General features: G+C 70.3%; 21 protein-coding genes. 13 read left to right on the forward strand and 8 right to left on the reverse strand.

The genetic code is table 11. The features are described 5' to 3' along the window. Nucleotides 1–167: 167 nt before the first annotated feature. Both AB0H71_RS14280 and AB0H71_RS14285 read right to left on the reverse strand, forming a co-directional pair. Complete coding sequence (locus tag AB0H71_RS14280; protein WP_357019699.1) at nucleotides 168–1,076, reverse strand: SDR family oxidoreductase; 909 nt, start codon at nucleotides 1,074–1,076, stop codon at nucleotides 168–170. Nucleotides 1,077–1,093: 17 nt separating this feature from the next. Next, nucleotides 1,094–1,885, reverse strand: a complete 792-nt coding sequence (locus tag AB0H71_RS14285) for an SDR family oxidoreductase (RefSeq protein ID WP_357019701.1) — start codon at nucleotides 1,883–1,885, stop codon at nucleotides 1,094–1,096. A gap of 55 nt (nucleotides 1,886–1,940) precedes the next feature. On the opposite strand from AB0H71_RS14285, the gene AB0H71_RS14290 reads away from it, so the two are divergent. The 11 genes from AB0H71_RS14290 to AB0H71_RS14340 all read left to right on the forward strand — a co-directional run bounded on the left by AB0H71_RS14290 (nucleotide 1,941) and on the right by AB0H71_RS14340 (nucleotide 10,863). Then, complete coding sequence (locus AB0H71_RS14290; RefSeq protein WP_357019703.1) at nucleotides 1,941–2,705, forward strand: enoyl-CoA hydratase family protein; 765 nt, start codon at nucleotides 1,941–1,943, stop codon at nucleotides 2,703–2,705. A 10-nt stretch (nucleotides 2,706–2,715) separates the two neighbouring features. Continuing rightward, nucleotides 2,716–3,582, forward strand: a complete 867-nt coding sequence (locus AB0H71_RS14295) for a CoA-transferase (protein WP_357019706.1) — start codon at nucleotides 2,716–2,718, stop codon at nucleotides 3,580–3,582. Next, nucleotides 3,579–4,325 carry a CoA-transferase gene (locus AB0H71_RS14300; protein WP_357019709.1) on the forward strand — a complete coding sequence of 249 codons (747 nt, stop codon included), beginning with the start codon at nucleotides 3,579–3,581 and terminating at the stop codon, nucleotides 4,323–4,325. Before AB0H71_RS14295 ends, AB0H71_RS14300 begins: the two co-directional genes overlap by 4 nt. Beyond that, a complete protein-coding gene (locus AB0H71_RS14305; RefSeq protein ID WP_357019712.1) occupies nucleotides 4,322–5,401 on the forward strand; it encodes a nitronate monooxygenase in 1,080 nt (359 codons plus the stop codon). The genes AB0H71_RS14300 and AB0H71_RS14305 overlap by 4 nt, the downstream gene beginning before the upstream one ends. 88 nt (nucleotides 5,402–5,489) lie before the next feature. Further along, a complete protein-coding gene (locus AB0H71_RS14310; RefSeq protein ID WP_357019715.1) occupies nucleotides 5,490–6,050 on the forward strand; it encodes a DUF3558 domain-containing protein in 561 nt (186 codons plus the stop codon). 7 nt (nucleotides 6,051–6,057) lie between these two features. After that, nucleotides 6,058–6,432 carry a hypothetical protein gene (locus AB0H71_RS14315; protein WP_357019717.1) on the forward strand — a complete coding sequence of 125 codons (375 nt, stop codon included), beginning with the start codon at nucleotides 6,058–6,060 and terminating at the stop codon, nucleotides 6,430–6,432. Beyond that, on the forward strand, nucleotides 6,429–7,568 hold the full coding sequence (locus AB0H71_RS14320; protein WP_357019720.1) for a hypothetical protein: 1,140 nt from the start codon (nucleotides 6,429–6,431) through the stop codon (nucleotides 7,566–7,568). Before AB0H71_RS14315 ends, AB0H71_RS14320 begins: the two co-directional genes overlap by 4 nt. After that, a complete protein-coding gene (locus AB0H71_RS14325) occupies nucleotides 7,565–7,720 on the forward strand; it encodes a hypothetical protein (RefSeq protein WP_357019723.1) in 156 nt (51 codons plus the stop codon). Before AB0H71_RS14320 ends, AB0H71_RS14325 begins: the two co-directional genes overlap by 4 nt. Beyond that, nucleotides 7,713–8,459, forward strand: a complete 747-nt coding sequence (locus AB0H71_RS14330) for an ESX secretion-associated protein EspG (protein WP_357019726.1) — start codon at nucleotides 7,713–7,715, stop codon at nucleotides 8,457–8,459. The genes AB0H71_RS14325 and AB0H71_RS14330 overlap by 8 nt, the downstream gene beginning before the upstream one ends. A gap of 20 nt (nucleotides 8,460–8,479) precedes the next feature. Further along, the gene (locus tag AB0H71_RS14335; protein WP_357019728.1) at nucleotides 8,480–9,661 is read left to right on the forward strand and encodes a hypothetical protein; all 1,182 of its coding nucleotides are present in this window, start codon (nucleotides 8,480–8,482) and stop codon (nucleotides 9,659–9,661) included. Then, nucleotides 9,658–10,863, forward strand: a complete 1,206-nt coding sequence (locus AB0H71_RS14340) for a hypothetical protein (protein WP_357019731.1) — start codon at nucleotides 9,658–9,660, stop codon at nucleotides 10,861–10,863. Before AB0H71_RS14335 ends, AB0H71_RS14340 begins: the two co-directional genes overlap by 4 nt. On the opposite strand, the gene AB0H71_RS14345 is transcribed toward AB0H71_RS14340, so the two are convergent. Further along, nucleotides 10,846–11,037: a hypothetical protein gene (locus tag AB0H71_RS14345; protein ID WP_357019734.1), complete on the reverse strand. Its 192-nt coding sequence runs from the start codon at nucleotides 11,035–11,037 to the stop codon at nucleotides 10,846–10,848. The two genes, AB0H71_RS14340 and AB0H71_RS14345, sit on opposite strands and share 18 nt — an antisense overlap. A gap of 143 nt (nucleotides 11,038–11,180) precedes the next feature. Here AB0H71_RS14345 and AB0H71_RS14350 point away from each other — a divergent pair, with 143 nt between their 5' ends. Beyond that, nucleotides 11,181–11,588, forward strand: a complete 408-nt coding sequence (locus AB0H71_RS14350) for a hypothetical protein (RefSeq protein ID WP_357019738.1) — start codon at nucleotides 11,181–11,183, stop codon at nucleotides 11,586–11,588. A gap of 34 nt (nucleotides 11,589–11,622) precedes the next feature. Here the strand turns inward: AB0H71_RS14350 and AB0H71_RS14355 are convergent, their stop codons facing one another. Next, nucleotides 11,623–12,099 carry a hypothetical protein gene (locus AB0H71_RS14355; protein WP_357019741.1) on the reverse strand — a complete coding sequence of 159 codons (477 nt, stop codon included), beginning with the start codon at nucleotides 12,097–12,099 and terminating at the stop codon, nucleotides 11,623–11,625. Nucleotides 12,100–12,222: 123 nt separating this feature from the next. Here AB0H71_RS14355 and AB0H71_RS14360 point away from each other — a divergent pair, with 123 nt between their 5' ends. Continuing rightward, a complete protein-coding gene (locus AB0H71_RS14360) occupies nucleotides 12,223–12,564 on the forward strand; it encodes a hypothetical protein (RefSeq protein ID WP_357019743.1) in 342 nt (113 codons plus the stop codon). 46 nt (nucleotides 12,565–12,610) lie between these two features. Here AB0H71_RS14360 and AB0H71_RS14365 read toward each other — a convergent pair whose 3' ends face one another. From AB0H71_RS14365 to AB0H71_RS14380, 4 genes are read right to left on the reverse strand one after another with little or no spacing between them, the layout of a single operon-like run. Further along, entirely contained in the window at nucleotides 12,611–13,777 is a 1,167-nt protein-coding gene (locus AB0H71_RS14365) for an acetyl-CoA C-acetyltransferase (RefSeq protein WP_357019746.1), read from the reverse strand. Nucleotides 13,778–13,785: 8 nt separating this feature from the next. Continuing rightward, nucleotides 13,786–14,400 carry a TetR/AcrR family transcriptional regulator gene (locus tag AB0H71_RS14370; protein ID WP_357020381.1) on the reverse strand — a complete coding sequence of 205 codons (615 nt, stop codon included), beginning with the start codon at nucleotides 14,398–14,400 and terminating at the stop codon, nucleotides 13,786–13,788. Next, the gene (locus tag AB0H71_RS14375) at nucleotides 14,400–15,200 is read right to left on the reverse strand and encodes an SDR family oxidoreductase (RefSeq protein WP_357019749.1); all 801 of its coding nucleotides are present in this window, start codon (nucleotides 15,198–15,200) and stop codon (nucleotides 14,400–14,402) included. Before AB0H71_RS14375 ends, AB0H71_RS14370 begins: the two co-directional genes overlap by 1 nt. Further along, nucleotides 15,197–16,399 carry an acyl-CoA dehydrogenase family protein gene (locus AB0H71_RS14380; RefSeq protein WP_357019752.1) on the reverse strand — a complete coding sequence of 401 codons (1,203 nt, stop codon included), beginning with the start codon at nucleotides 16,397–16,399 and terminating at the stop codon, nucleotides 15,197–15,199. The genes AB0H71_RS14375 and AB0H71_RS14380 overlap by 4 nt, the downstream gene beginning before the upstream one ends. Between the last annotated feature and the right edge of the window lie 39 nt (nucleotides 16,400–16,438).

Raw genomic sequence — 16,438 nt, forward strand, 5'->3', positions numbered from 1 at the left:
CAACTGCTATCGGACGTCCCGAACGACCACCGGCCATGCGCCAGCCTTCCCCTCCTGAAACGAGCTCGACCCAGCGGCCTGCTGCTGTTTCAGTCAGGGGTTTCGGGCGAACGCGAGCCCATCATAGCCGGGCTCTACCGACTGGGAAGGTGCTCGCCCAAATCGGCTCAGGCGCCGTAGACCGGCTCCTGCGGCACCGATTCGGCAATCAGTTTGGCAACCACCGGGCCGAGCTCCGCCGGATCCCAGCGCTGCCCCTTGTCGATCGGGGTGCCGTGCCGCCAGCCGTCGGCCAGCGCGACCTTGCCGCCCTCGACCTCGAAGATCTTCCCGGTGACATCGCCGGATTCCGGGCTGCCGAGCCAGACCACCAGCGGCGAGATGTTCTCCGGCGCCATGGCGTCGAAGTCGGAGCCCTGGGTGGACATCATCTCCGCGAAGACCGTCTCGGTCATCCGGGTGCGGGCGGAGGGCGCGATGGCGTTCACGGTGACCCCGTAGCGGCCGAATTCCGCCGCGGCGGTGAGCGTCAGCGCGGCGATCCCGGCCTTGGCGGCGCCGTAGTTGCCCTGCCCGACCGAGCCCTGCAGCCCGGCCCCCGAGCTGGTGTTGATCACGCGGGCGGCGACCGCGCGCCCCGCCTTCGACTCCCCGCGCCAGTACTCGGCGGCGTGCCGCAGCGGCGCGAAATGGCCCTTGAGGTGCACCCGGACCACCGCGTCCCACTCGTCCTCGGCCAGGTTCACCAGCATCCGGTCGCGCACGAAGCCGGCATTGTTGACCAGCACGTCGAGCCCGCCGAAGGTGTCGATGGCCTGGTGCACCAGGTTGCGCGAACCGGCCCAGTCGGCGACGTCGTCACCGTTCGCCACGGCCTCGCCGCCGGCCGCGCGGATCTCGGAGACCACCTGCTCGGCCGGGGTCTCGCCGGTGGCGGCGCCGTCCAGCGCCGAGCCGAGGTCGTTCACCACGACCCTGGCGCCCGCGGCGGCGAAGGCCAGCGCGTGCGCCCGGCCGATGCCGCGGCCGGCCCCGGTGACGATGACGGTGCGCCCGGCGCAGATCTGCTCGCTCATGCTCGTCCTTCTCCTGGTCAGCTCAGCTGCTCGTGGTGTTCGGTGGTCGCGGCGCCGAGGAAGGCGGGCAGCTCGCCGCCGCCGTGCACCAGCAGCGCCGCGCCGGTGACGAAGGACGCCAGCGGCGAGGCGAGGAAGACGGCACAGCGGCCGATGTCCTCCGGGCTGGCCAGCCTGCCCATGGGTATGGTCCGGCCCACCGCGGCGACGCCGTCGGCATCGCCGTAGTGCAGTTCGCTCAGCTCGGTCTCGACCGGGCCCGCGACGATCGTGTTCACCCGCACCTTCGGCGCCCACTCCACGGCGAGCGAGGTGGTCATGCTGTCCACCCCGGCCTTGGCGGCGCCGTAGGCGGCGGTGCCCGGCGACGGCCGGACCCCGCTCACGCTGGTGATGCTGGTGATGGTGCCGCCGCTCGGCTGGTCCCGCATGACCGCCTGCGCGGCCTGCGCGAGCTGCAGCGGGGCGAGCAGGTTCAGCGCCACGATCTTGCTGTGGAAGCTCGCGCTGGCGTCGGCGGCGAGCGCGAAGGGCGCGCCGCCCGCGTTGTTGACCAGGTGGTCCAGCCTGCCGAACCGCGCCACGATCGCCTCGATCAGCGCCGCAACGGATTCCGGATCCCGGACGTCGGCGGGCAGGTACTCGACCGCGCGCTCCCCGACCGCGATCGGCGCGTCCGGCGGACGCCGCGCGCAGGCCACGACGGTGGCGCCCGCGGCCAGGAAGACCCGGCTGATTCCGGCGCCGACGCCGCGGACACCGCCGGTCACCAGCACGACGTGGTCGGTCAGGTCGATATCGATGGCCACCGTGCTAACCTACCAAGCAACTGCTTGCTTTGCCAACGCTTCGATGGGACATGCGATGGGAATCAACCGTCACTCCGCCGCCCCGGGCGTCGCCGTCGTCACGGTCGACTACCCGCCGGTCAATGCCATTCCGTCGGCCGGGTGGTTCACCCTGGCCGATGAGATCCGCGCGGCGGGCCGCGATCAGGAGACCAGGGTGGTGGTGCTGCGCGCGGAGAACCGGGGGTTCAACGCGGGCGTGGACATCAAGGAGATGCAGAGCAAGCCGGGGCACCAGGCGCTGATCGACGCCAACCACGGCTGCTTCGAGGCGTTCGCCGCGGTGTACGACTGCCCGGTGCCGGTGATCGCGGTGGTGCAGGGGTTCTGCCTGGGTGGCGGGATCGGGCTGGTCGGCAATGCCGACATCATCATCGCCAGCGACGACGCCACCTTCGGGCTGCCCGAGGTGGACCGCGGCGCGCTCGGCGCGGCCACGCACCTCTCCCGGCTGGTCCCGCAGCACCTCATGCGCGCGCTCTTCTACACCGCGGGCACGGTGACGGCGCAGCAGCTGCAGCACTTCGGCTCGGTCTTCCAGGTGGTGCCGCGGGAGGAGCTGGATGCCGCCGCGCTGAAGGTCGCGGAGAACGTCGCCGCCAAGGACGGCCGGGTGATCCGGGCCGCCAAGCGCGCGCTGAACGGCATCGACGTGCAGGACGTGCACCGCAGCTACCGCTTCGAGCAGGGCTTCACCTTCGAGCTCAACCTGGCCGGGGTCTCGGACGAGATCCGGGCGCGATTCGACGAGGATCTGGCGGCGCGCCGGTCCGGGAACTGAGGGAAAGACGATGCGCGACAAGCGGATGTCGCTCGACGACGTGGTCGGCGAGCTGCGCAGCGGGATGACGATCGGGATCGGCGGCTGGGGCTCGCGGCGCAAGCCGCTGGCGCTGGTCCGGGCGATCCTGCGCTCGGACATCACCGATCTCACCGTGGTCAGCTACGGCGGCCCCGACCTGGGGCTGCTCTGTTCGGCGGGGAAGGTGCGCAAGGCGTACTACGGCTTCGTCTCGCTGGATTCGGCGCCCTTCTACGATCCGTGGTTCGCCAAGGCGCGCACCGCGGGCGAGATCGTGGTGCGCGAGATGGACGAGGGCATGGTCAAGTGCGGCTTGGAGGCGGCCGCCGCGCGGCTCCCCTTCCTGCCCATCCGCGCCGGGCTCGGCTCGGACGTGCCGAACTTCTGGGAGGGCGAGCTGAAGACCGTCGCCTCCCCCTACGGCGACGAGACCCTGATCGCCATGCCCGCGCTGAACCTGGACGCCGCCCTGGTGCACCTGAACCTCGGCGACAAGCACGGCAATGCCGCCTACACCGGCATCGACCCCTACTTCGACGACCTCTACTGCCTGGCCGCCGAGCGCCGCTACCTCTCGGTCGAGCACGTGGTGGAGACCGAGGAGCTGGTGAAATCCGTTCCGCCGCAGGCCCTGCTGCTGAACCGGATGCTGGTGGACGGCGTGGTCGAGGCGCCCGGCGGCGCGCACTTCACGCTGGCCGCCGACGATTACGGGCGGGACGAGAAGTTCCAGAAGCACTACGTGGAGTCGGCCAAGACGCCGGAGGCGTGGCAGCGGTTCGTGGACACGTATCTGGCGGTGTCCGAGGACGAGTACCAGGCCGCCGTGCGGCGTTTCGCGGAGGAGGAGCAGTGACCATTACTCGTGCCGAGGTCTGCGCGGTGGCGTGCGCCGAGATCTTCGCCGGGGCCGGGGAGATCATGGCGAGCCCGATGTCGCCGCTGACCACGCTGGGCGCGCGGCTGGCCAAGCTCACCACCGAGCCCGACCTGCTGCTCTCCGACGGTGAGGCCCGGTTCTTCGCCGAGACCCCCGCGCTCGGGCGCTCGGCGCCGATCGAGGGGTGGATCCCGTTCCGCAAGGTCTTCGACGTGGTCGCCTCCGGGCGCAGGCACGTCGTCATGGGCGCGAACCAGATCGACCGCTACGGCAACCAGAACCTCTCCGCCTTCGGGTCTTTGCAGCAGCCGACCCGGCAGATGTTCGGCGTGCGCGGGGCGCCCGGCAACACCATCAACCACGCGACCAGCTACTTCGTGCCCAAGCACGGTAAGCGGGTGTTCGTGGACAAGGTGGATATCGTCTCCGGCGTCGGCTACGACAAGGTCGATCCCGCGAACCCCGCCTACCGCTTCCACCACCTGCACCGGGTGGTGAGCAACCTGGGCGTCTTCGACTTCGAGGGCCCGGACCACACGCTGCGCGCGCGCAGCCTGCACCCCGGGGTCACCGCCGACGAGGTCGCGGCGAACACCTCCTTCGAGATCGCCGGGCTGGCCGAGGCGCCGGAGTCGCGGCTGCCCACCGCCGAGGAGCTGCGGCTCATCCGCGAGGTGCTGGACCCCAAGTCGGTGCGCGACCGCGAGGTGCCGCAGTGACCGCGCGGCTGCGCACCCCGCTCACCGAGCTGGTCGGGATCGAGCACCCCGTGGTGCAGACCGGCATGGGCTGGGTGGCCGGGCCCGGCTTGGTCTCCGCCACCTCCAATGCCGGTGGGCTCGGCATTCTCGCCTCCGCGACCATGACGTACGCGGAGCTGGAGGAGGCTGTCGCCAAGACCAAGGCGCGCACCTCCAAGCCGTTCGGGGTGAATATCCGGGCGGATGCCTCGGACGCTCCCGAGCGGATCGATCTGCTCATCCGCGAGGGTGTGCGGGTGGCCTCGTTCGCCCTCGCGCCCAAGAAGGAGCTGATCGCCAAGCTCAAGGACGCGGGCGTGGTGGTGATTCCGTCCATCGGCGCGGCCAAGCACGCCGTGAAGGTCGCCTCCTGGGGTGCCGACGCCGTGATCGTGCAGGGTGGTGAGGGTGGCGGGCACACCGGCCCGGTCGCCACCACCCTGCTGCTGCCCTCGGTGCTCGACGCGGTCGATATCCCGGTCGTCGCCGCCGGCGGCTTCTTCGACGGCCGCGGGCTGGCGGCCGCACTGGCCTACGGTGCGGCCGGGGTCGCGATGGGCACGCGGTTCCTGCTCACGCAGGAGAGTTCGGTGCCGGATTCGGTCAAGCAGGAGTACCTCGTCCGGCAGCTCCAGGACACGGTGGTCTCGCTCAAGGTGGACGGTATGCCGCACCGGGTGCTGAACACCGAGCTCGTTTCCCGGCTGGAGAAGTCGGGGCGGGTGCGTGGGTTGAGTGCCGCCGTCGCGAACGCCGCGAAGTTCAAGGGGATGACCGGGATGAAGTGGTCGACCCTGGTTCGGGATGGATTGGCCATGCGCAAGGCCAAGGATCTGACCTGGTCGCAGGTGGTCATGGCGGCCAATACGCCGATGCTGCTGCGGGCCGGGTTGGTCGAGGGGAATACCGAGGCGGGGGTGCTTGCCGCCGGGCAGGTCACCGGGATCATCGAGGATCTGCCCACCTGTGCGGAGCTCATCGAGCGGATCGTCAGCGACGCTGTCGCGCGGATCGGATCGCTCTCCGCGCTGGCGGGGAGTCCGGCCGAGCACTGATTGCCGGTGTTCGTGCCGAGCGGTACCGTCTGACCCGTCCGGGGCGGGGAGACGGTACCGGCCCCGCATCGGCAGGGAGGGTGCGGAGATGCGCAGGGCAGGGGTTATTGCTGGGGCGCTCGCCGTTGCGTGCCTGAGTGCGGGGTGTGGGCCGACGGTGGAGGAGGTTGCGCCGGAGTCATCGGTGGTCGCGACGGTTGCACCGAGCACGAAGGCTGATCCCGATGCCGGGCTGTGGGATCCGTGTGGACTGCCCGATTCGGCCATATCCGCGACCGGGCTGGATCCGAGAACGAAGGTCTCGGACGTCGCCGGCGTTGCGTTCGACGGCTGGAAGGTGTGCAACTGGCGCGCCGGGGCCGACTGGTACGACCTGACCCTCTTCTCCGGCCGGCCGACACTCGACGAAGTTCGCCAGCGGACAGACTTCACCGCATTCACCGATCGCACGGTAGGCGGGCGGCCCGCAGTGCAGTTTCTCGACGCCAGCGACTCCCGGGGCTTCATCTGCACTGTCGCCACTGAAGTCCCCGATGGCACCGTCGCCTTTCGTCTCATCGTCCGGCCGACCAAGGGACGGCAGGGCGACCCCTGCTCCGCTGCGGCGGGTCATGCGGATGACTTGGCCGCGCAGCTACCGGCGGGATAGAGCACCGATGGAACCGGAGATTTCAAACGTCGAGTGGCAGCGTGTGCTGACCGATGCGGAAGCCGGCGAGCTGTCGCTGGATCCGAATGTCGGGCAGGGCCTCGACAAGGTGTGCGACGACTACCTGCTTCGGCTCGAGGAGATCTACATGCAGGTCGTCCGTCTCCAGTACCTGGATGGCTTCGGCGGATTTCCCTCATCGCAAGTGCTGCAGGACAAGTTCTCCCGGAAGGCGAAGGGCGGCGAGCGATCCCTCGAAGTCGTGCTGTTGCAGCACATGGACGCCGTGAACGTCGCCAAACAGGCCGTGGCGAAGGCCGTCCAGAACTTCGCCGAACAGGACACCATCTCCGGCGACCACATCTCGGGAACCACACAATGACCTACGACGACTACCGCGCCCGCATCATCGACGCCCAGGAGCAGTGGAACCGCGAACGCGACACCATCTACGACTTCACCGCCCGCGCGAACACCGGCTTCACCGGTGAGTACGACCCACCGAACATCCCCGCCCCGGACAACTACGACAGCATGACGCTGACCCAGATGGTGGACGCGGTGAACGACATGCGCCCCTCGGTGGCCCAGCAGGCGGCGGAGGCGTGGACGGGAATCGGCATGAACCTCACCGGCGCGGTGAGCGTATTCAACGAGGAGTTCGCGCGCACCGTGCAGGGCGGCTGGCAGGGTGCAGCAGCGCAGTCGGCGGTCACAGCTGTGCAGAACTACACCCAGCGGTCGGAGGATCTGGCGACGGCGGCCGCGATGGTCGGGCTCAAGCTCGCCGAGCTGCACACCGGGCTGCACCAGACGCAGGCGCTCATGCCGTACGTGACGGAACGCCCGGACGTCACGGGCAAGACGCTTCCGCAGGACGGGGTGATGAAGGCGGGCGACTACGCGGAGGAAGAGGCGACGCAGGAGGCACGGCGGGTGCTGCGAACCGTGTACGGGCAGGTGGCGCAGCAGACCGATCACGGCGTCCCCGTACTGCCCGACGCCCCGGTGATCGTGAACGGGCCGGGATCGGACGGGCCGCCCGCGAACACCCCGGGAACCACGGCCCGCACCGAAAGCACCGATCCGGCCGGAACCGGTGCCCCCACCGCCGAGGAGGAACCGGCGGCCGACACTCCGGCCACCGATTCTCCGGCCACCGACGCCGGAACGCCGACCGAGGATCAGCCCGGCAGCGAGCCACAGACCGAGGCCGCGGGTACCGATCCCACCACCCGGTCCGCAACCCCCACGTCGACAACATCGAGCACCACACCCGCGAGCACCACACCGAGCCCCACCAGCACAGTGCCCGGCACGCCGTCGACCCCGACCACACCCGGCACCCCATCGAGCCCGAGGCCGGGAACCCCCCCGGAACCCCCTCCGGCACACCGGTCACCACCCCCGCACCCGGCCGCAGCATCGCCGGAACGCCGCTGTCGACCACCGTCGCCCCCGCAACCACCACCGCAACCACCACCGGCACCCGCTCCAGCACCGGCACGCCCGGCATGATGGGCGCGGGAGCGGGAGCAGGCCGCCGAGACGACGAGAACACCACCGGCACCAAGGACTACCTGGTGAACCAGCGCAACGGCGAGGAACTCACCGGCCTGGACGCACTGCCGAGGACGGTGCCGCCGGTGATCGGCGGCGGCGATGGCTGAGTGGCGGTTCAGCGGCCTCGAGTTCGAGCTGCTGTGGAGCGCCTACGGCCGCGACCGCCTCCCCTACCCCCTGCGGTACCGGCCGGAGCCTATGGACTTCCGTGATCTGCGGCGGCTCAGGGAGGCGGCGGTCGAAACCCTCACCGGCATGTACGCGGTGGAGCTGGAGCGCGCGCTCGACGTCCTGCTTGAGCCGGATGTCCGGATCGAGGTCACAGGTCTGGGTCACCTCGACCCGGTGCGCTTCCACGGCGCGATCCGCGCCAATGCGGGCACCGCGCTCACCCAGCAGCCCGGCCCGGCCCCGGACACCGGCGCCGACATCGTGCTCCGCTACGGCAGGGCCGGGCAGGTACCAGCGGCCGCCGTCGCCGCGCTACCCGCACACCCGCCGGGCTCACAACCGCCGATCCGCCTGCCACGAGCGGATATTCGCGCCGATCGGGACCGTCCGCTGCGCGCGACGAACGGCGCCATCGCCCAGCTCGACCGCGTCTTCGCCCGGCGACGCCGCGCACTCGGCGAGGTCGCCGTCTTCCCCGGCCCCGCCATCGACGCCCGCCCGGCCCCCGGCGACGGCTTCTGGTGGATGGACTACGACGACGGCCGCTACCTGGTCCGCACCGGCGACCCGATCGAGGCCGCTCCGCTGAGCGCGGCCGCCATGGTCACCGAGATCGAGCGCCGCGCGGTGCGCGCCCAGCGGTGGCACCGCGAGAACGAGCGTGCCTCGGGCTGATCCCCGCTACTGTCTGGCGCATGGACGCCGTGCAGGTGCAGAGGAACCTCGAATTGTCGCCCGACGAGGACTTCGTCCTCACCGCCTGGCAGTACCGAATGATGCAGCGCGACATCGCGGCATCGAAGGGCAAATACCTCCCGGCCAAGCGCGAAGTCCGGAATGCCTTCCGCACCGCGACCGCTGCCGCCATCGCGGGCCGACACTGGGACTGGTCCCCCGCGGTGGCCGAGATAGTGCACCTGATCAGCGCGAACGACGCCGCACCGAACTTCGAGGCGCTCGAATCCGCCGGCCCGGAGATCTCCTCGATCGTGACGCGGCGATCCAGGGGCCTGCTTCTGCTCATCGACCTCTACGGCTTCGAGCCGTGGGCGGAGGGCAAGTGGGAGAAGGCCGCGCGCGCCGAAACCCTGAGCGCCGCGCACGCTTCGATGAGCCCGCTTCATCCTGAGGATCTCGAGGCAGTGCAGAATGCCTACCGGCACGCGATCAAGAAACTCTCCACATCGGGTAACTGGACCAAGTACGCGCTCCTCGCGGGGGCGGGCCTCGGACTCGGCGTGCTGACCGGCGGGCTCGCCGCACCGGCGATCGCGGGGGCGTACGGCGCGCTGGTGCTCGGCTATTCGGGCGCGGTCGCCACCTCGGCGGGGCTGGCCGCGCTGGGCGGCGGCTCCATTGCGGCCGGCGGGCTCGGCATGGCCGGTGGCGCCGCGCTGATCACCGGGTTCAGCGGCGCGGCGGGGGCGGGGGTGGTCACGCTCGCGGGGAAGGCCGCCGGGCTCACCGCGGCGCGGATCGCCGCCGATGCCGTCCGGCTGCACGTGGTCACCCAGCTCGTGCTCCGCGATGTGGACGGCAACGAAGAGGCGGCGAAGGCCGTGATCGTCAGCCTGCGCGAGCGGGTCACGAACCTCGGCAAGACCGTCGCGGCGCTCGCCGAGCACATCGAGAAGCTGCGGGCGCAGGTCGAGAGCAAGCAGGCCGAGCTGGATGCGGAGCGGGTCGCGGGCGAGGATCGCGTCGCCCGGTTCCGTATGGTCGCCGATCGACTCAAGGAGCGGGTTACCGGCCCCGAGGACGACGAACTCAAGACGCTGATCGCCGAATTGGACGAGCTCACAGACGAGAAGAAGACCGTCGAGACCCTCGCCGAGGGGGTCGCCGGCCTCGCCGACGACCTCGAGGAAGCGAAGTGAGCGTCGCCGACGCCGACTACATCGGCAACCTGGACGTCCTCACCCGCGACCTCGACGCCATCGAGCAGCTCGCCGCGGCGGCACTCGCCGACGAGCCGATCGATCACGCGGTCGGGCAACGTCTCGCGAGTACCCCGGCCGGACTCGGCTACGCCGAACTCACCGACCATCATCGGGAGCAGCGCGAAGGTGACGTCGAGTTCGCCGACCTCCTCGACCCGGTCGCGCTCGCGCAACTCGACGAATGGCGGGCCACCCAGCGGCTGCCATGGGGGCGCGGTGATCTGCTGGTCGTCGGGATCTCCGGCCTGCTCGGCGCACTCGCCAACCTCTACGACCACCGGGTGGACGCCGCCGCGCTCGGCGGCCTGACCCAGTTGAAGAAGAGCGGCCTGCTGCGCCGCTGGGAGCGGGAAACCGCCCGGCTCCCCATCGACTACACCGGCCCGAAGTTCGGTGGCGCGACCCATCGGGTCAAGTCCCCCGGCCACGACATCGCCCGATTCTGCACCGCCCTGAACCAGATCCGCACCGGCACCTTCGAGGGGACCTGGTGGGAGGAGGGCAGGCGCATGACCGGCCTGGCGACGACGACCCGCTCCGGGCTGCTGTTCGCGCAGGCGCCCGAGCGGCACCTCGCGATCGCGCTGCTGCTGAAACACTGGGCCGCCGACTTCGTCACCCCGATGAGCCTCCCGCTCCCCGGCTGGACATGGCTGTGCGAGATGCCGGACCCCACCCTGCGCAAGTTCGCCCATGACGCGTACGCGAGCGGCCTGAACCTCCGCTCCGGACTCCTCACGCCCGGGCTCGGCGTCCTCGCGACCGAGGTCGTCATCCGAACCCATACCCATCTCGCGGCCCATCGGTCGACGGGCACCGCACGCCTCTCGCCCGGCGCGGCAGCCAAACGCACCGAGATGCTGCTTGCCGCACACGCAGCCGCCGGGGCCATCAGTGTGTCGAAGACGGCCGCAGCTGCGGTCGCCGGTGAGACAGCGGTCGCGGCCCGGCACCTGAATGTGCCGGTCCTCCTCCGGATCGGCACGCTCGCGCTACGGGTCCGCTCCGATGCCGCGGCCCGCACGGGTGCCCCCGCATGGGAGGAGCTGCTCGCCGAGGAGGCCGCGACATGGACCATGCCCGAGGCGCTCACCATCGCGGACCTGCTGGCGGACCACCCGTTAGAGTTCCCACAGTGATGCGCAGGGGATCTCGGGGAGTTCATCGGTGACGTGATCGTCGACGACCACCCGGACGTCCGGCGCCCATCGCGAAAGCTCGCTCCGGAGTTTGCCTGCCGCAGTGTCGGTGATCCGGTAATCGAACGTCGCGCCTATCGGGTAGATGATCTGTCTGTGCATCTCCACGATCACTCCCACTCGTCGCCCGAGGCGGGCTCGGACAAGTAGGCGAGAGCTGCTATCTGAAGGACGCAGGTATCCCCGCCGGTGCCAGCCCACGTTGAATCCGGCAGCGGCGGTGTTCCACTCGGCTGTTCCCCGCATCGAGGCGGCTCATGGCGCAGGGTCTGGTCGACGATGGCGTTCCGCCCCCGCCGCTCCCCGACCTGGTGCGCGGTGCACGTCGGACGCTGGAACTCCGCGCCGAGTGTGACGACACGCAGCTCGCCGGCGTACTGCCCGGCCTCATCTCGGGGCTGTACACCTACACCCGGAGCGCCAGTGACGAAGAGCGGCGCCAGGCTTGGGAAGCGCTCGGAGTGGGTCGGGCATACGGCATGGAGAAGAATTACGAGCGGGCGCTGTACGTGCTGCTCCGAGCCGAGTACATCGCACCGGAGAAGGTTCGGTCCATGACCTCGGTTCGGGAGCAGGTCGGCTCCATGATGCGCCGGGCTAGGCGCGAGCTCACCACGGGCGATCTCGGCCAGCTCGCGCAGCGTGTGGGGGCGATTCCAGCCTGATTCCGCCAGCGGGACTACCGAGGCGGGTTGCGATTCAGCAGTCCGATGAGGGTCGCTCGAACACGGACATAGTCGCGCACATCCAATTTCGCTCGATCTTCCAGGATGTCCCCTCGAAAACGAACGGGACCTCCGCCGTATCGGGAATCGGCGTGCCGTCGATGGTGGTGCGCACCGTGGCCAGAACCCTCGAAGTGCTCTCGGGCCGGACAGCAATCACGGGATAGGCGAAAACCGGCGCTTCGGGGTGCCAGTCGATCAGCTGGAAATCAGTGCCGTCGCCCTCGACTGTGCCGCGGCGCAAATCCGCCGAAGGGCTCACCGCGCGCGCCAGCACGGCGTCGAGCTCGGCGACAGAGGGAACGCTCGGCGCGGCGGAGGGAGTGGACGCGGCCGGTGACGATGGCGTGCGCGAGCCGGGTTCGGCGCAGCCGGTGACGATCGCCCCGAGCACTGCGCACGTGCTTACCAGCACGGCTCCGGCAATGATGGCAGGTCGGCGACCGATCATCGCTTCATTCTCGGCCCGCTCGCATCCCGACTCCTGAACGACACGGATTGCGACGTGTCCGCAGCCGGTGACGCCGCAGCCGTGAACAGCTGCCCGAATCGGGTGAACTGGCACAGTGGGGTTGTGGCTACCGAAAACTGCGATGGACTTCCGGACGATGCTCGTCCTGGCGCCGGGGGCGAGCTTTGCACCCTGGTCGTCGACGGAGAGACGTTCTCGGTGACAGTGCACCCCGACGGCCGGTGCGACTACGACTGGGAGTCGGGCCCCAACCCCGGTTACGGGTTCTCCTCGGGCCCACCCCGGATCGCGTGGCTGTGGGACGGAGACGGGCCGCGGCCCAGCTCACTGCTGCCGTACAGCGTCCCCGGTGATACTTCACCACCGACGATCGGCGCCCACCGCCACGCGATCCGCATCTTTCTGGCCCAGATCAACCCCGATATCGGCTACATCGGCGACTGAAGCGACGCCTCCCGAAGCGCCCGAACTCAGGACGTACTGCCCGACCTCACAACCGCTCGATGATGGTGGCGTTGGCGGTGCCACCACCCTCACAGATGGTGAGCAGCCCGTACCGCCCGTTCCGCCGCTCCAACTCGTTCAGCAGCGTCGCGAACAGCTTCGCCCCGGTGGCACCGAGCGGGTGCCCGAGCGCGATCGCACCACCATTGGCATTCACCTTGTCCGGGTCGGCCCCGGTCTCCTTCAACCAGGCAAGGACGACCGGCGCGAACGCCTCGTTGATCTCGACCACGTCGATGTCATCGATGGTCAGCCCGGTCTTCTCCAATGCCCACTTGGTAGCCGGAATCGGCGCGGTGAGCATGAAGATCGGGTCGGCGCCGCGGGCGGAGACGTGGTGGATGCGGGCGCGCGGCTTCAGCCCGTACTCCTGCACCGCCCATTCCGAGGCGAGCAGGGTGGCGCTGGCACCGTCCGAGATCTGGCTGGCGACAGCCGCGGTCAAAGGGCTGCCCTCGGCCAGAGCGGGCAGCGAGGCCATCTTCTCGAGGGTGGTCTCGCGCGGGCCTTGGTCGACGCGGAAGTCGCCGACGGGGACGATCTCGTTGTCGAATCGGCCGTTCTTGATGGCATCGCGAGCGCGCTCATGGGAACGCAGCGCCCACTGCTCCATGTCCTCCCGGCTGATCCCCCACTTCTCGGCAATCAGCTGCGCGCCGCGGAACTGCGAGACCTCGTCGGTGCCGTAGCGGGCGTCCCACCCCTTGGCCCCGACGAACGGCGAGTCGAACCCGTACTCCTTCCCCGCGAGCATCGCCGCGGAGATCGGAATGGCGCTCATGTTCTGCACGCCACCGGCGACGATCAGCTCGGCGGTGCCGCTCATGATGGCCTGGGCGCCGAAGTTGATGGCCTGCTGGCTGGAGCCACACTGCCGGTCGACGGTGACCCCGGGCACCTCTTCCGGGTACCCGGCGGTCAACCACATGGTGCGGCCGATATTGCCCGCCTGCGGCCCGACATTGTCGACGCAGCCGACGATCACGTCATCGACCAGCGCGGGGTCGACCGGGTTGCGGTCGAGGAGGCCGCGCAGCGCGGTGGCGCCGAGGTCGGCGGGGTGCACCTGGGCGAGCGCGCCATTGCGCTTGCCGACGGGGGTGCGGACGGCGTCCACGACATAGGCATCGAGGGCGCGGCGGGGTGCGGACATCGGAACTCCTAGCTGTGCCCGGGGGCGGTGAGCCCGTCGAGCACGATGGTCAGGTACTGCTTGGCGAGGTTCTCGACCGTGACCGGGCCGCCGGGGCGATACCACCGGACGGCGACCCACACGGTGTCGCGCAGGAAGCGGTAGGCGAGTTCGACGTCGAGCTCGGCGCGGAAGGTGCCGTCGGCGACGCCCGCCGTCAGCACCTGGTGCCAGAGCTCGCGGAACTCGCGGTTGTACTCCTCGATGTAGGCGAAGCGCTCCGAACCGCGGAGCCGCTTGGCCTCGGTCTGGTAGATGGCGACCGCGGCGTGGAAGCGGTCGAACGACTCGTAGGAGCTGAGGACCAGCGCCTCGAGGGTGTCCCGCGAGCCGAGCCCGGCGCCGACGATCTCCCGGTAGCGGCCGAAGAGGTCGTCCAGGAAGCCGCGCAGGATCTCGTCCACCATGGATTCCTTGGAATCGAAGTGGTGGTAGAGGCTTCCGGAGAGGATTCCGGCGGAGTCGGCGATATCGCGGACGGTGGTGGCCCGCAGCCCGCGCTCGGCGAAGAGTCCGGCGGCGAGCGCGAGCAGTTCGGCGCGCCGGTTGGGCTTCGCGGCATCGGGAGCGGTCACCCGGTTCATCATGCCCGCTGGCTACTGACGGAGACCACCTCGCCGGTCAGGTAGCTGGTGTAGTCGCTGGCCAGCATGGCGATGGTGGCGGCGACCTCCCACGGCTCGGCGGCCCGGCCGAAGGCCTCGCGCTCGGAGAGGCGGTCCAGCAGCTCCGAGGAGCTGGTCTTGTCCAGGAAGGCGTGCCTGGCGATGCTCGGCGAGACGGCATTGATCCGCACCCCGAGCTCGGCCGCCTCCACCGCGCTGCACCTGGTGAGCGCCATGACGCCCGCCTTGGCGGCGGCGTAGTGGGCCTGGCCGTACTGCGCGCGCCAGCCGAGCACGCTGGCATTGTTCACGATCACGCCGCCGTGCCCGGCCTCGCGGAAGTAGCGCAGCGCGGCGCGGGTGCAGCGGAAGGTGCCGTTCAGGGTGATGTCGAGGACGCGGTCCCACTGGGCGTCGTCCATGTCGACCACCGGGGTCTCGCCGCCGAGCCCGGCATTGTTGACCAGGATGTCGACCCGGCCGAGCTCGGCGACGGCCCCGGTGATCAGGGCGTCGACCTGCTCGGTGCTCTGCACGTCGCACACCACGGCGCCGATGGTGCGCTCCGGGAACTCCTCGGCCAGCGCGCTCCTGGTCTCGCCGAGCCTGCGCTCGTGCCAGTCGGAGACCACCACGTCGGCGCCCTCGGAGAGCAGCCTGCGCGCGGTCGCCGAGCCGATCCCGGTGCCCGCGGCGGCGGTGACGACGGCTTTGCGCCCGGTCAGCAGCCCGTGTCCGGCAACGGGTTCCGGCGCGACGGAGAGCGGCCCGGCGGTCACGGGCGGGCCTCGCGGGGAAGTCCGAGCACCCGCTCGGCGATGATGTTGCGCTGCACTTCGTTCGAACCTCCGTAGATCGTGTCGGCGCGGGTGAAGAGGTACAGCCGCTGCCATTCGTCCAGGTCGTCGGCGGCGAGCAGCCCGGCGGGGCCGCGCACCGCCATGGCGAGCTCGCCGAGGGAGCGGTGCCAGTTGGCCCACAGCAGCTTGCCCACCGAGGCCTGGCCGCCGTCGTCGGTGCTGTCGCCCATGGTGCGCAGCGCGTGCGCGCGCAGGACCCGCAGCCCCACCCAGGCATCGTCGATCCGGGCCGCGATGGCCGGATCGCCGTCCACCCCGGACGCCTGCGCCAGCTCCTCGATCGAGGCCAGCTCCCGCTCGAAGCGGATCTGCTGCCCCAGCGTGGAGATGCCGCGCTCGACGGCGAGCGTGCCCATGGCCACCCGCCAGCCCTGGCCGGGCTCGCCGACCACCAGGTCGGCGGCGGTGCGGGCATTGTCGAAGAACACCTCGTTGAACTCCGAGGTGCCGGTGAGCTGGATGATCGGGCGCACCTCGATCCCCGGCTGGTCCATGGGAACGAGCAGGTAGGAGAGGCCCTTGTGCCTGCTGGAGCCCTTCTCGGTGCGGGCGATCACGAAGCACCAGTCGGCGACGTGCGCCAGCGAGGTCCAGATCTTCTGGCCGGTGATCGACCACTCGGCGCCGTCCAGCTGCGCGGCGGTGCTCACCGCGGCGAGGTCGGAGCCGGCGCCGGGCTCGGAGTAGCCCTGGCACCACAGCTCGGTGACATTCCGGACGCCGGGCAGGAAGCGCTGCTTCTGCTCCTCGGTGCCGAAGGCGAGCAGCGTCGGGCCGAGCAGCTCCTCCCCCACGTGCGAGACCCGCGCCGGCGCGTTCGCCTTCGCGTACTCCTCGTGGAAGATCACCTGCCTGCGCACGCTCGCGTCCCGGCCGCCGTACTTCTCCGGCCAGCCGAGGCAGGTCCAGCCCGCGGCGGCGAGGTGCCGGTCCCAGGCCAGCCGCTCGTCGAAGGCCTCGTGCTCGCGGCCGGGGCCGCCGAGCCCGCGTAACCCGCTGAACTCGCCGGACAGATTGTCGGCCAGCCACTCGCGCACCTCGCGGGCGAAGGCGGCATCGCCGGAATCGGCCCCGCCGGGACCCGCCGTGCCGGATTCTGAGGTCTGGATCGCACCCACGACGCTAGGGTAACCTACCAAGCACTTGCTTTGTAGCTT

This window comes from Nocardia sp. NPDC050697, assembly GCF_040654395.1.
Classification (GTDB): Bacteria; Actinomycetota; Actinomycetes; order Mycobacteriales; family Mycobacteriaceae; genus Nocardia.

Coding starts and splice junctions, on each gene's coding strand:
- AB0H71_RS14315 (WP_357019717.1), top strand. CDS start 6,058: ATGGAACCGGAGATTTCAAACGTCGAGTGGCAGCGTGTGCTGACCGAT.
- AB0H71_RS14350 (WP_357019738.1), top strand. CDS start 11,181: ATGGCGCAGGGTCTGGTCGACGATGGCGTTCCGCCCCCGCCGCTCCCC.
- AB0H71_RS14310 (WP_357019715.1), top strand. CDS start 5,490: ATGCGCAGGGCAGGGGTTATTGCTGGGGCGCTCGCCGTTGCGTGCCTG.
- AB0H71_RS14320 (WP_357019720.1), top strand. CDS start 6,429: ATGACCTACGACGACTACCGCGCCCGCATCATCGACGCCCAGGAGCAG.
- AB0H71_RS14290 (WP_357019703.1), top strand. CDS start 1,941: ATGGGAATCAACCGTCACTCCGCCGCCCCGGGCGTCGCCGTCGTCACG.
- AB0H71_RS14330 (WP_357019726.1), top strand. CDS start 7,713: ATGGCTGAGTGGCGGTTCAGCGGCCTCGAGTTCGAGCTGCTGTGGAGC.
- AB0H71_RS14335 (WP_357019728.1), top strand. CDS start 8,480: ATGGACGCCGTGCAGGTGCAGAGGAACCTCGAATTGTCGCCCGACGAG.
- AB0H71_RS14295 (WP_357019706.1), top strand. CDS start 2,716: ATGCGCGACAAGCGGATGTCGCTCGACGACGTGGTCGGCGAGCTGCGC.
- AB0H71_RS14365 (WP_357019746.1), bottom strand. CDS start 13,777: ATGTCCGCACCCCGCCGCGCCCTCGATGCCTATGTCGTGGACGCCGTC.
- AB0H71_RS14280 (WP_357019699.1), bottom strand. CDS start 1,076: ATGAGCGAGCAGATCTGCGCCGGGCGCACCGTCATCGTCACCGGGGCC.
- AB0H71_RS14370 (WP_357020381.1), bottom strand. CDS start 14,400: ATGAACCGGGTGACCGCTCCCGATGCCGCGAAGCCCAACCGGCGCGCC.
- AB0H71_RS14325 (WP_357019723.1), top strand. CDS start 7,565: ATGATGGGCGCGGGAGCGGGAGCAGGCCGCCGAGACGACGAGAACACC.
- AB0H71_RS14355 (WP_357019741.1), bottom strand. CDS start 12,099: ATGATCGGTCGCCGACCTGCCATCATTGCCGGAGCCGTGCTGGTAAGC.